General features: G+C 72.9%; 10 protein-coding genes and 1 pseudogene. 6 read left to right on the forward strand and 5 right to left on the reverse strand.

Going from position 1 to position 13,197, the window contains the following annotated elements; translation table 11 throughout:
- The first annotated feature begins 57 nt into the window (after nt 1–57).
- Together AB0M43_RS17360 and AB0M43_RS17365 are read left to right on the forward strand one after the other, a co-directional pair.
- Complete coding sequence (locus AB0M43_RS17360) at nt 58–219, forward strand: hypothetical protein (protein WP_363725659.1); 162 nt, start codon at nt 58–60, stop codon at nt 217–219.
- Between the two features lie 60 nt (nt 220–279).
- Complete coding sequence (locus AB0M43_RS17365; RefSeq protein ID WP_363725661.1) at nt 280–429, forward strand: hypothetical protein; 150 nt, start codon at nt 280–282, stop codon at nt 427–429.
- A gap of 10 nt (nt 430–439) precedes the next feature.
- Here the strand turns inward: AB0M43_RS17365 and AB0M43_RS17370 are convergent, their stop codons facing one another.
- From AB0M43_RS17370 to AB0M43_RS17390, 5 genes are all read right to left on the reverse strand, one after another.
- Nucleotides 440–937 (reverse strand): GNAT family N-acetyltransferase, encoded by a 498-nt coding sequence (locus AB0M43_RS17370; RefSeq protein ID WP_363725663.1) that lies wholly within the window; start codon nt 935–937, stop codon nt 440–442.
- Nucleotides 927–1,508: a hypothetical protein gene (locus AB0M43_RS17375; RefSeq protein ID WP_363725665.1), complete on the reverse strand. Its 582-nt coding sequence runs from the start codon at nt 1,506–1,508 to the stop codon at nt 927–929. Before AB0M43_RS17375 ends, AB0M43_RS17370 begins: the two co-directional genes overlap by 11 nt.
- Nucleotides 1,501–2,076 (reverse strand): TetR/AcrR family transcriptional regulator, encoded by a 576-nt coding sequence (locus AB0M43_RS17380; RefSeq protein ID WP_363725667.1) that lies wholly within the window; start codon nt 2,074–2,076, stop codon nt 1,501–1,503. The genes AB0M43_RS17375 and AB0M43_RS17380 overlap by 8 nt, the downstream gene beginning before the upstream one ends.
- A gap of 24 nt (nt 2,077–2,100) precedes the next feature.
- On the reverse strand, nt 2,101–4,773 hold the full coding sequence (ppc, locus tag AB0M43_RS17385) for a phosphoenolpyruvate carboxylase (RefSeq protein WP_363725669.1): 2,673 nt from the start codon (nt 4,771–4,773) through the stop codon (nt 2,101–2,103).
- Nucleotides 4,774–4,922: 149 nt separating this feature from the next.
- The gene (locus tag AB0M43_RS17390; protein WP_363725670.1) at nt 4,923–6,839 is read right to left on the reverse strand and encodes a hypothetical protein; all 1,917 of its coding nucleotides are present in this window, start codon (nt 6,837–6,839) and stop codon (nt 4,923–4,925) included.
- Between the two features lie 191 nt (nt 6,840–7,030).
- Here AB0M43_RS17390 and AB0M43_RS17395 point away from each other — a divergent pair, with 191 nt between their 5' ends.
- The 4 genes and pseudogenes from AB0M43_RS17395 to AB0M43_RS17410 all read left to right on the forward strand — a co-directional run.
- Nucleotides 7,031–8,044, forward strand: a complete 1,014-nt coding sequence (locus AB0M43_RS17395) for a S66 peptidase family protein (protein WP_363725672.1) — start codon at nt 7,031–7,033, stop codon at nt 8,042–8,044.
- Between the two features lie 71 nt (nt 8,045–8,115).
- Nucleotides 8,116–11,658 carry a transcription-repair coupling factor gene (gene mfd / locus AB0M43_RS17400; RefSeq protein WP_363725674.1) on the forward strand — a complete coding sequence of 1,181 codons (3,543 nt, stop codon included), beginning with the start codon at nt 8,116–8,118 and terminating at the stop codon, nt 11,656–11,658.
- A 57-nt stretch (nt 11,659–11,715) separates the two neighbouring features.
- Nucleotides 11,716–12,420 (forward strand): hypothetical protein, encoded by a 705-nt coding sequence (locus AB0M43_RS17405; protein WP_363725676.1) that lies wholly within the window; start codon nt 11,716–11,718, stop codon nt 12,418–12,420.
- A gap of 3 nt (nt 12,421–12,423) precedes the next feature.
- A pseudogene (locus AB0M43_RS17410) lies at nt 12,424–13,113 on the forward strand (MazG family protein); the annotation flags it as partial.
- Between the last annotated feature and the right edge of the window lie 84 nt (nt 13,114–13,197).

Genomic DNA, 13,197 nt, shown 5'->3' on the forward strand with positions numbered 1-13,197 from the left:
ACCGGATCGCGGCCCGGTCGAGGTCGCGGCGTCGCGGGCGCCCGGCACAGTGGACGCATGTCGGACTCGTTGTTCCCGCCGGACAAACCGCCCCGGCCCTGGTGGCTGACGCTGTTGTGGATCCTGCTGGCCATCGTGCTCATCGTGGCCTGCTGCCGGGGGTTCTACCTGTTCGTCGAGTGGGTCATGCCGGAGCCGAGCGCGCAATTGGCCAGGTAGCGCCGCCCGGCGGACCACCCCGGACGGGCCGGCCGGGCCACCGGGTGACACCCTGGGCTGGTGTGGGACCGGAATGCCGACGACGAGCCGCCCCGGAGTCCGAAGTGGCTCGCCCTCGTCTGGGTGCTGGTGGCGGTGGGCATGGCCGGGGCCTGCTGCTACGGGATCCGGGTGATCGCCGAGCTGTCGCTGCTGCCGACGCCGAAGTAGCCCGCCCCGGTCAGGGGTGCCGCATCCCCGTCACGCCCAACGGGCCGACCCGCCACTCGCCCGTCACCGCGAACCCGAAGTGCCGGTACAGCGGCACGTTCGCGGGGTCGGCGGTCGTCAGCCACACGTCCCCGAACTCGGCGAGGATCCGGTCGAGCAGGAGCCGGCCGGCCCCGGTGCCGCGCGCCCGCGGCAGTACCCCGATGAATTCCAGGGTCCACGCACCCGCCGGTTTGTGCCGCTCGGCCGCGCGCAGGTAGGTCAGGGTCCGCCGGACGGCGCCGGGCCCGCACCGGGTGGCGACCCGGGCGGTCCACGCGAGCTGGGCGGCCTGGCCGGGCCGGTGTCCCGGCGGGGTGAGCAGCGCGGCGGCCGAGGGCGCGGACCGGGCCACGGTGCCAGGCAGGCGGGCGGTGGCCGCGAACCACGGCAGCTTGCGGTCCCCGCAGAGCCAGGCCATGCCCGGCTCCCGGACGAACGCGCCGGCCAGCACGGTCTCAGGCGACAAGGGGTGCCTCCGGGACCAGGTGGCAGACGAGGAGCTTGAGGAAGAAGAACGCGGCGAACCAGGCGAGTACGGCCGGCACGGGGAACGCGAGCAGGTTGACCAGCACCGCGACCATGTACGCGGACATCGCCACCGGGCGGCGCAGGTGCGGGGCGACCCGTTCGATGAGGACGGCCGCGCCGAGTAGCAGGAGCGTGTTGACGACGAACCAGGCGGCCCCGTCCGGCAGCACGAGGAACGCCACGGCCGCCAGGTGCAGGACGTGCGCGGCCACGAAGGTCAGCCGGCCGCGGGGGGAGGGCGTCCGGTGGTACCAGCGCTTGGCCGCGTTCGTCGCGTTGGTGAGCACGCCGCCGACCAGGTCGAGGGCGAGTACCCCGATGACGGTGAGCTGGAGCGAGGACAGCCCGTCGGCGGTGCGCCAGCAGTAGGCGGCGAGCAGGGCCACGCAGCACGCGCCGCCGACGTACTCCACGAGGCTCTCGGCCCTGGATTTTCCGGGTCCCATGAACCGGTCGAGCCAGCCGGTGTCGGGCGGGACGCGCCAGTCCACCCGGAGATCGTCACGCATGGCGACCCCCCGGGGCGGTCCACAGCCCCGCCAGCAGGCTCCAGCCCTGGTCGAGGTCCGTCCCGCCGGCCAGCGCCCACCCGTCCACGGCGGCGAGTGCCCCGGCCGTGACCCCGAGCAGCAGCTCCCGGTCGATGTCGTCCCGGATCACCCCGAGCGCGATCCCGTTGTCGAGCACGGCGGCCAGCCAGGCGGCCGACTCCTCCCGGGGCGCCCGGGCCAACGCGGCATCGGCGAGCGCCCGGTCGTCGGGATGCGTCCCGAGGTGGCCGACGAGCCGCGCGGAGCCGGCCCGCAGCCCGGCCCAGAAATCACGATCAGTTCCGACGGGTACCCATGGCCCGAGCGCGCCGAGCAGCCGCGCGCGCACCTCGGCGAGCACCTCGCCGAGCAGGTCTTCCTTGCCGTCGAAGTAGTGGTAGGCGGACGCCTTGGAGATCTCCGCGAGCGCGATGATCTGGTTGTAGGACGCCGCCTCGGGCCCGTGCCGGGCGAATTCGGCACGGGCCACCCGGAGGATGTCGGCACGCCGCTCGGCGGTGAGCCGGTGGAACCTGGGAAGAGGCATGTACCGATGGTACACACCACTGGTTCACCCTGTGTTCCGCAGCCCCGCCGCGATGCCGTTGATCGTGGTCAGCAGCGCGCGCTCCAGCAGCGGGTCGGGCTGCTGCCGGTGCCGCTTGAGCAGCGCGACCTGGAGGTGGTGCAGCGGCTCCAGGTACGTGTCGCGGACCATCAGGGTGCGGCGCAGGGTCGGCTGGTTCTCCAGCAGCTCCGACTCCCCGGTGATCGCGAGCACCTCGCGCACCGTGGACGTGTGCTCGGCGACGATCTGGTCGTAGAACCGGTGCAGGTGCGCGGGCACCAGCTCGGTCACGTACCGCCGGGTGATCGCCAGGTCCGTCTTCGCCAGGGTCATCTCCACGTTCGAGAGGTACGTCCGGAAGAAGTCCCAGCGCTCGAACATCTCGGCCAGCTGGTCGCCCAGCCCGGCCGCGCGGGCGGCGGCGAGCCCCGACCCGACCCCGAACCAGCCGGGGACGATCTGGCGGGACTGGGTCCAGCCGAACACCCACGGGATGGCGCGCAGCCCGCCGAGGCCGGCCCCCGCGTCGGGGCGCTTCGCCGGCCGGGAACCGATGTTGAGCGCGCCGAGCAGTTCGGTGGGGCTGGCCGCCCAGTAGTAGGCGGGGAGTTCGGGGTCGTTGACCAGGCCCTGGTACGCCGTGAAGGCGGTGCCGGACACCACGTCCATCGCGGCGTTCCACGACTCCAGGGACGCCGACGGCTGCCGGGGCGAGGTGTGCAGCACGGACGCCTCCAGCACGGCGGCCAGCGACAGCTCCAGGTTCTCCCGGGCCAGCGCCGGCAGCGTGTACTTGTCCGAGATGACCTCGCCCTGCTCCGTCACCTTGATCGCCCCGTCGAGCGTCCCGTACGGCTGGGCCAGGATCGCCTCCCGGGTCGGACCGCCGCCCCGCCCGACCGTGCCGCCCCGGCCGTGGAACAGCCGCAGCCGCACCCCGTGCTTGGCGGCCACGTCGCGCAGCGAGCGCTGGGCCTGGTGGATGGCCCACTGCGAGGTCGTGATGCCGGCCTCCTTGTTCGAGTCGGAGTAGCCGAGCATCACCTCCTGCACGTCCCCGACCAGGGCCCGGTACGGTGCGACGCTGAGCAGCGCGTCCAGGATCTCCCCGCCCGACGACAGCTCCGCCGGGGTCTCCAGCAGCGGCACGAACCCGATGCCCGTCAGCCCCGCCTCGCGGGCCAGCACCACGGCCGCGAGCACGTCGTCGATGCCCTGGGTCATGGACACGATGTAGGACTCGACGATGTCCGGGCCGAACAGGTCCCGGGCCGCGCGGATCGCCCGGAACACGCCGAGCGTCTTCGTGCCGGCCGCGTCCAGCGGGGTGTCCGGGGTGGACAGCGGGCGGCGGGAGGACAGCTCGCGGATCAGCAGGGCGGTGCGCTGCTCGCGGTCGAGAGCCTTGTAGTCGACCTCGCCGACGTGCGCGTACAGCTGCGCCAGGACGCCGTGGTGCGCGTCGGCGTGCTCCCGGACGTCGAGGGTCGCCAGCCGCAGCCCGAACGCGGCGACGGTCCGGATCAGGGAGTTCAGCTGGCCGGCGGCCGCGAGGTGCCCGCCGTTGCGGTCCAGCGAGTCCCGGATCAGCTCCAGGTCCGTGACCAGCTGGTCCGCGCCCAGGTAGTCGTGGCCCGGCCGGTGCGCCGCGCCCGCCGCGAGCCGCTCCCGGGTGTTGGCGAGCTTGATCTTGATACACCGGATCTTCAGCCGGTACGGCTCCTCCGCGTTCACCCGGCGGAACCGTTCCGGCAGCTCGGGCAGCCGGTCGAGGTCCGTGGCGACGCTGGCCGCGAGGTCGATGCTCACCGGGCGGAGCCGGCGGGACACGCTCAACTCGTTGAGGAGCGCGTCCATGGCCTTCTCGGCGGCGCGGATGCCGTACTCGTGCTGCAACAGCAGGACGTCCCGGGTCACCTGCGGGGTCACGTACGGGTTGCCGTCGCGGTCGCCCCCGATCCACGAGCCGAACGTCAACGGCCGCGCGGTCGGCGGCAGCTCCACGCCCAGCCCTGCCAGGGTGCTGGCCAGGTCGGTGAGCACCTGGGGAGCGGCCTCGGTGTACAGGTCGGCGAGGTAGTACACCGCGTTGCGGGCCTCGTCCGTCGGGTCCGGCCGGGACAGCCGCAGCTCGTCGGTCTGCCAGAGCAGGTCGATCTGCTCGGCGAGCCGCTCGTCGGCGTCGGACGCGAAGCCCTGCGCCTTCTGGGCGGCCTCGGCGTCGAGGATGTCGGCCACGGCGCGCAGCTTGGTGAGGATCGACCGGCGGGCCGCCTCGGTCGGGTGCGCGGTGAACACCGGCCGCACGGCGAGCCGCTCGGCGGCGCGGGCGATCTCGGAACGGGGCACGTTCTTCGCCGTGATGGCCCGGGCCACCTGGTCGAGCCAGCCGCCCTCGGCCGCCCGGCGACGGCGCAGCTCCCGTCCCCGGTGGGTCTGCTCGGCCACGTTGGCCAGGTGGAAGTACGTCGCGAACGCGCGGGTCAGCTGGATGCCGGTGGCGACGTCGAGGGCCTCCAGGCGGGCGGCGGCCGTGTCGGCGTCGGACCGGACCAGCGCCCGGACGTCCTCGACGAGGTCGAGCAGCGCGGGACCCTCCTGCCGGACCAGGGCCTGGCCGAGCAGGGTGCCCAGCCGGCGGACGTCGGCGCGGAGTTCGGCGTCTTCTTCGAGCACGGACGGCTCCTTCGGCACGACCACGCGGGCGCACGGGGGCGCCGCGAGGATCCGGTGGGTGGGGCCCTGACCGCACTGTCCGGGATTGACCTCACCCTATCGGGAGCTGCGGGCCCGTTCTCCGTGTCGTGCGTCTCTCCCTGGGTTACTCACCGGTCACCTTTCTTGCCGAGCACGGTCGTCGCGGCGAGCAGGCCGAGGACGCCGACCGCCGCGTAGACGACCAGGCCGGTGACGGCGCGGCCGGGGCCCTTGGCGTCGAAGTACACGACGGAGCGGGCCAGGTCGGTGCCCAGGCCGGGGAGCACCCAGTGGTGCATGCCCCGGAAGAACGTCGGCAGCAGCTCGGGCGCGTAGATGCCGCCCGAGCCCGGGTTGCCGAGGATCACGAACAACAGGATCGCCACGCCGGTACCGGCCATGCCCAGCCAGCCCGACAGCGCCGAGGCGGCCGTCGCGGCGGCGAACACGACCAGCGCGCCCGCGACGCTCAACCCGAGCAGATGGTCGGGCCACAGGTCCAGGATGTGCGTGGTGATCAGCGCGCCGATGAAGCCGGCCAGCGCGGCGAACCCGGCCAGCGCGGCCAGCCGCAGGGTCGCCCGCTCGAAGTTGCGCGGCACGGTGCCGGTGGACAGCGCCAGGACGGTCGCGGCCAGGTACCCGCCGACCACCCAGCCCACGACCAGGTAGAACGGGGCCAGCCCGTGCGGGTCCTCCGTGTCCAGCGGGGCGATGTCGGTGACCGTGACCGGTACGTTCGCCGCGTCCAGCGCCGTGGTCAGCACGCCCGTGACCACCTGCACGGCCGAAGCGCTCGCCGCCGTGGCCACGGTCAGCGCCGCCCCGGACGCGGGCGCCGGCTGGTCCGCCTTCGGGGGCTCGGTCGCGTCCGAGGTGAACGTGAGGACCGCGTAGACCCGGCGCTTCTGGAGCGCGGACGTCGCGGCGGCCGCGTCGGAGTACTCGACGGCCTTGAGGGTGTTGCCGTTCTCCCGGAGCTTCGCCAGCACACTCGCGGCAGTGGCGTCGCCCTTGACCACGCCGACCGGCACGTCCTTCGGGACCGGGTTGTGCAGCGCGCCCACGTAGGAGCCGATGAACAGGCCGGTGAGGAGGAGCACCCCGGTGAGCAGCAGCAGCGAACGGAAGAACCAGCTCCGCCACCAGCGGTCGTTGACCGGCTCGGGGATGAACCAGAGGGCCTGCCAGATCCGGTGCCGGGGGGCGGCGTGCTTGCCGCGCTTGGCGCCGTTGCGGTGGCTGCCGCCGGTTTCGGAGGGCTTGGGTTTTGCCTCGGTGAGGGCTCCGGCTGCCGCTCCGGCCACGGCTCCGGCCCCTGCTCCGGCTCCGGCCCCTGCTCCGGCCACGGCCCCTGCTCCGGCGGCGGCTACGGCTGCGGTGTCGGGCTCCGGGGCGGGGGAGGCGTCGGGGGCGTCGGTGGTGTCCGCTCCGGCGGTGGGGCTGTCGGTCGCGGCGGCCGGGACCTCGGGAGTGGCTTCGGTGTCGTCCCCCGCGTCCTCCGGCTGCGGGCCGGCCTCGGCGGGGAAGCCGGCAGCGGCGGCCATCGCGCCACCGGCCTCCTGCTCCTCGCCCGGGTCCTCGGTCTTGAGTCCGGCGGCGGTGGGCGGCGCCCCGTCCACCTTCTCGCCGGTCGGCCAGCAGTCGGTGGCGACGGGCGGCAGGGGAGCCTCGGCGGAGTCGGTGCCCGGGACCGTGGCCGGCTGGGCCGGGTCGGAGGCCGCCGCGGGCTCGGTCGCGTCGGGGGACGCCGCCGGCTCGGTCGGGTCGCCGGCAGGGTCGGTCGAGCCGGCGGCGGCGGAATCGGTCGCGTCGGCCCCGGTACCCGTCGGAGGCTCTTCCGACGGAGTCGGCAGGGGTTCCACGCCGTCGTCGGAACTGCCCCGGATGGACTCCGTGGCCTCGCCGGGACCGGCCGCCCCGGTGCTGCCCGGGACCTTCGGCCCGCCCTTGCCGGCCTTCCCGCCGGGCGCGGATCGGCGCGGAGGCGGCGGGGTCGGCTTCTCGGCGGGACCCGGCTCACCCTTGGGGCTTTTGTCGCTCATTTCGCCACCTCCACCCCGATAGCCTATGGGCTGACATATCGGTTAAGAGGAATAACACGCAGCTGGCCCTGTTTCATGATCGCCGGGGCGGCCACCGCCACGGGCCGCGACCACCCGGCCGGCCACCGCTGTGGGCCGCGACCGCCCTGAATTCCGTGGCGCCCCCGGAACGGTGCTGGCAGGCTCGGGGGATGATCACCCCGCCCCGGCTGCGCGCCGGCGACCAGGTCGCTGTCCTCTCCCTCTCCGGCGGGCTCCCCGAGCTGTTCCCGCACCCGTTCGAGCTGGGGCTGCGGCGGCTGCGGGACGTGTTCGGTCTGGTGCCGGTGGAGTACCCGACGACCCGGGTGCTGCGGTCCTCGCACGCCGACCGGGCCCGGGACCTGCACGCGGCCTGGGCGGACCCGGAGATCAAGGGCGTGATCTCGACCATCGGCGGCGAGGACCAGATCAAACTGCTCAGGCACCTCGACCCGGAGCTGCTCAGAACCAACCCCAAACTCTTCATGGGGTACTCCGACAACGTGAACCTCCTCAACTACCTGTTCACCCTGGGCGTCTCCGGCGTGCACGGCGGCAGCGTGATGGTCGAACTCGGCCGGGGCGGCGCCCTGGACCCGCTGACCGAGGCCTCCTGGCGGGCCGCGCTGTTCGAGGGTGGGGAGTTCGAGCTGACCCCGGCCCGGGGGTTCACCGACATCAGCCGGGACTGGGCCGAGCCCGCGCACCTGGAGACCGAACCGGACCTGCTGCCCGGCGAGGGCTGGACCTGGGACAACGCGGACACCGTGGTCGAGGGCCGGCTGTGGGGCGGCTGCCTGGAGATCCTCGGCTGGAACCTGGGGGTCGGCGCGCACCTCCTGGACGACTACTCCGGGCACGTCCTGTTCCTGGAGACCTCGGAGGAGCGGCCGAGCGCCACCGAGGTGTACCGGACCCTGATGCTGATGGGCGAGCGCGGCCTCCTCGGCCAGTTCGCGGGTGTGCTCGTGGGGCGGCCGAGGGCCGGTGACCTGCACAGCCGGGTCCCCGAGTACGTGGTCGAGCAGCGGGTGGCGGTCCGTCGGGCGCTCGCCGAGTACGCGCCGGGCGTCCCCGTCGTGCACAACCTCGACATCGGGCACACCGACCCGCAGCAGCTCCTGCCGTACGGCGGCCAGGTCCGGATCGACGGGCCGGCGCGACGCGTCACGGTCCGGTACTGACCGAGCTAGGCTGGGTACCTCCCCCGGTTCGTACACGAATCCGGGCTCTTCGCTGTGCCTGGAGTAGATCAATGCAGCTCGCTGGCCTGCTCGCCGCGACCCTCGACGATCCGGTCGTCCGCCTCGCCCGCCAGGGCGGCGTGGACCTGGAACTGACGGGCCCGCCGGCCCTCAGACCGTTCGTCGCGGCGGCAGCCGCGACGAACCGGGAACCCGGTGTCGCGGCGGTCACCTCAGCGACCCGGGGGCCCGGTGCGGCAACAGCGGGCAGCACCGTCCTGGCCGTCACCGCCACCACCCGCGAGGCGGAAGAGCTGGCTGCGGCGCTGGGCGACCTGCTCCCCGCAGACACGGTCGAGTTGTTCCCGGCCTGGGAGACCCTCCCGCACGAGCGGCTGTCCCCGCGCTCCGACACGGTCGGCCGCCGGCTCGCGGTGCTGCGCCGCCTGGCCCGGACGAACGACGTCCGAGTTGTCGTCGCCCCGGTGCGCAGCGTGCTCCAGCCCCAGTTGGAGGGCCTGGGCCGGCTGGACCCGGTCGAGCTGGTCGCCGGCAGGCAGTACGACCTGGAGAACACGGTCACCCGGCTGGTCGACATCGCGTACAACCGGGTGGACCTGGTCGAGAAGCGCGGCGAGTTCGCGGTGCGCGGCGGCATCCTGGACATCTTCCCGCCCACCGAACAGCACCCGCTGCGGGTGGAGTTCTGGGGCGACGACGTCGAGGAGATCCGGTACTTCGCGGTCGCCGACCAGCGCTCGCTCGACAAGGCCGAGGGGCTCGTCGCGCCGCCGTGCCGCGAGCTGCTGCTGACCCCGACGGTGCGCGCCCGGGCCGCCGAGCTGGCAGGTGCGTATCCGGGGCTGGCGGAGATGTGCGCGAAGCTCGCCGAGGGCATCGCGGTCGAGGGCATGGAGTCCCTGGCCCCGGTCCTGGGCGCCGGCCGCCTCGAACTGCTGCTGGACTGCCTGCCCACGGACACCACCATCGTGCTGTGCGACCCGGAGCGGATCCGGGGCCGGGCGGCCGACCTGGTGCGGACCTCCGAGGAGTTCCTCGAAGCCAGCTGGGCGGCGGCGGCGCTCGGCGGCCAGGCCCCGATCGACCTCGGCGCGGCGACGTTCCGCAGCCTCGGCGACGTCCGGCACCACGCCCAGGAGCTGGGGCAGCGCTGGTGGTCGCTGAGCCCGTTCGGCATCGTGGAGGACGGCGACCTGGGCGGCCTGGAGTCCACGGCCCAGCCCGCCCCGCTGTACCACGGCGACGGCGCGGCCCTGCTGGGCGACGTGCGGCGCTGGTCGGCCGACGGCTGGCGGGTGGTGCTCGTGTTCGCCGGGCACGGTCCGGCCGAGCGCGCCCTCGAACTGCTCCGCGAGGCCGACCTCGGTCCGCTCGCGGCGGCGCGGCTGGACGCGGTCCCGGAGCGCGGCCGGATCACGGTCACCACCGGCAACCTGGAACACGGCCTCGTCGACGAGCGCAACAAGCTCGCGATCGTCACCGGCAACGACATCACCGGCGGCCGGGGCGCGACGAACCGGGACGCGGTCAAGATGCCGTCCCGGCGGCGCAACACCATCGACCCGCTCGAACTGCGGGCCGGCGACCTGGTCGTGCACGAACAGCACGGCATCGGCCGGTACGTGGAGCTGGTCCAGCGCACGGTCAACGGCGCGGAGCGGGAATACCTGGTCCTCGAGTACGCGCCGGTGAAGAAGAACCAGCCCGGCGACCGGCTGTTCGTGCCCACCGACCAGCTCGACCAGCTCTCGCGTTACGTCGGCGGCGAGAACCCGACGCTGCACAAGATGGGCGGCTCGGACTGGCAGAAGTCCAAGGCCCGCGCGCGCAAGGCGGTCCGGGAGATCGCGGCCCAGCTCATCCAGCTGTACGCGGCCCGGCAGAACTCGAAGGGTCACGCGTTCGGCCCGGACACGCCCTGGCAGCGCGAGCTGGAGGACGCGTTCCCGTGGACGGAGACCCCCGACCAGCTGTCCGCGATCGACGAGGTCAAGGGCGACATGGAGAAGCAGGTCCCGATGGACAGGCTGATCTGCGGCGACGTCGGGTACGGCAAGACGGAGATCGCGGTGCGCGCCGCGTTCAAGGCGGTCCAGGACGGCAAGCAGGTCGCGGTGCTGGTGCCGACGACGCTGCTCGCCCAGCAGCACTTCAACACGTTCACCGAGCGGATGAGCCAGTTCCCGGTGACGATCAAGCAGCTGTCGCGGTTCCAGACGCCGAAGGAGACCACTCTCGCCCTGGAGGCGCTGGCCAACGGCTCCGCCGACATCGTGATCGGTACCCATCGGCTGTTGTCGCAGTCCACGAAGTTCAAGCAGCTCGGCCTCGTGATCGTGGACGAGGAGCAGCGGTTCGGCGTGGAGCACAAGGAACACCTCAAGGCGCTGCGCACCAACGTCGACGTGCTCGCCATGTCGGCCACCCCGATCCCGCGGACCCTGGAGATGGCGATCACCGGCATCCGGGAGATGTCCACGATCGCCACCCCGCCGGAGGAGCGGCACCCGGTGCTGACCTCGGTCGCGGCGTACGAGGAGAAGACGGTCGCGGCCACGATCCGGCGCGAGCTGCTCCGGGACGGCCAGGTGTTCTACCTGCACAACCGGGTCGAGTCGATCGACCGCACGGCGAAGAAGCTCCGCGAACTCGTCCCCGAGGCCCGGATCGTCACGGCGCACGGCCAGATGGGCGAGGACGCGCTGGAGAAGGTCATGGTCGGCTTCTGGGAGAAGGAGTTCGACGTCCTGATCGCGACCACGATCATCGAGTCGGGCATCGACATCCCGAACGCCAACACCCTGATCGTGGAGCGCGCCGACCTGCTGGGCCTGTCCCAGCTGCACCAGATCCGGGGCCGCGTCGGGCGCGGGCGGGAAAGGGCCTACGCCTATTTCCTGTACCCGCCGGAGAAGCCCCTCACGGAGCACGCCCACGAGCGGCTCGCGACGATCGCGCAGCACACCGAGCTCGGGGCCGGCATGTTCGTGGCGATGAAGGACCTGGAGATCCGGGGCGCCGGCAACCTGCTCGGCGGGGAGCAGTCCGGGCACATCGAGGGCGTCGGTTTCGACCTGTACATCCGGATGGTCGGCGAGGCGGTCGCGTCGTTCAAGGGCGCCACGGGCGAGGAGGAGCCGGCCGACGTCAAGGTCGACCTGCCGGTGGACGCGCACATCCCGCACGACTACATCGCGGCCGAGCGGCTCCGCCTGGAGATGTACCGCAAGCTGGCCGAGGTGCGCGACCTGCCCGGCCTGGAGGCGGTCACCGCCGAGCTCCGCGACCGGTACGGCAACCCGCCGGAGCCCGTCGCGAACCTGATCGAGGTGGCGGGGCTGCGGCTCGCCGCCCGCGAGTACGGGCTCTCCGACATTTCGGTACAGGGTAAATTTGTCCGGTTCGGTCCTCTTGCTCTGCCCGACTCCAAGCAGCTGCGCCTCAAGCGCCTCTACCCGGAGGCCGTGTACAAGCAGGCGGCGGACACCATCTCCCTGCCCAGGCCCTCGACCCGCCGGGTGGGCGGCGAACCGCTCCGGGACGTGCCGCTGATGCGGTGGTGCCGGGAGTTCCTGTCCAGCCTGCTCGACTAGGGTCCGCGCCCGACTGGCATCATGCAGGGGACCATCTCCGCTCTGGGAGGAGCGCACGTGAACCGTCGCCGGGTACTCGCCGTCGTCACCATCGCCGTCGTCGGGGCCGTCGCGCTGACCGGGTGCCAGCAGGCCCCGGACACCGCCGCCTACGTCGGCAAGGACAAGCTGACGATCAAGCAGGTCGACGGGATGGTCAAGGAGTACGCCGAGCACCACCCGGCCAACGAGGGCAAGGCCGGCGAGGCCCAGCTGCGCAACCAGATCGTCAGCTCGTGGCTGATCGCCGAGCTGGGCAAGACCCTGGTCGCCGACGGCAAGCTCGACAAGCCCGTCGTGGACGTGGCCGCCGCCGCGAAGCGCTTCGAGTTGGGCGAGAACGGCACGCTGGCCCGGGTGATCGCCGAGTCCACCGCGTACCGGGCGTCGCTCGCCAAGGCCAAGCCCGTCCAGCCGACCGAGGCGGACTACGAGGCCGTGCTCGCCGAGGCCGTCAGGATGCAGGTCGTCCCGCCCGCGACGAAGGTCGCCGAGCTGCGCCAGTCGCTGCCGGCCGCCACCCTCGCGCCGGCCATCGCCATCCGGGACCTGCTGGTCGGGGCCCAGGCCAAGCACACCACCGAGGTCAACCCCAAGTTCGGCCCCATCGTGTACGGGGTGCTGGAGCTCCAGGGCGGCGGCAGCCTCGTCCAGGTGCCCCTCGGCTCGGGCCAGGCCGCGGTGACCGACCTCCCGTCGTCCGACCCCAACCTGCTGCGCTAGCCGATGACCCGCCGGATCGTTCTGCTCGTCACCTCGCCCCGGCTGCCGGCCGGCCTGCTGACCGCCGAGGCGTGGGACCTGGTCCGCGCGTACCCGGTGTTCGCCGGCCAGGAGTCGGAGCAGACCCACGCGCTCCGGCACGCCGGGGCCAAGATCACGGTCGGCGAGCCGGACGTCGACGCCCTGCTCGCCCTCGACGGCACGTTCGTCTGGCTGGCGGGGCCCACCGGTGACGGCGACTTCGCCCGCGCCCTCGGCCGTAAGCTGCTCCTCCAGCCCGACCAGGCCACCCTGGAGCTGTGCTACGGCTCCTGGGACCCGCCGGGCGCCCGGCTGCTCGACGCCGTCGCGGTCACCGACCGGCTGCGGGTCGAGGACCTGTGGCGGCAGCAGCAGACCCACGCGAGCGTCGCGAAGTACCTGCTGGAGGAGGCCCGCGAGGCCTTCGACGCCATCGAGGCCGGCGACATGCGGTCCCTCCGCGACGAACTGGGCGACGTGCTGCTCCAGGTGCTGCTGCACGCCCGGCTCGGCGAGGAGCTGCCCGAGGACGAGCGGTTCACGGTCGACGACGTGGCCGGCGACTTCGTGGACAAGATGGTCCGGCGCAACCCGCACGTGTTCGCAGGGGTCACGGTGACCGGCCTCGAGGACATCATCGCGAACTGGCACCTGATCAAGTACGCCGAGCGGAATCCGCCGCCGGCCGACTGAATGTCGGCCCGGGTGCAACCTTTCGCCGTCCCGGCGCGTCCGTGGAGTGTGCGAAAAACTCGG

It is taken from the genome of Longispora sp. NPDC051575, assembly GCF_040681875.1.
Taxonomy (GTDB): domain Bacteria; phylum Actinomycetota; class Actinomycetes; order Mycobacteriales; family Micromonosporaceae; genus Longispora.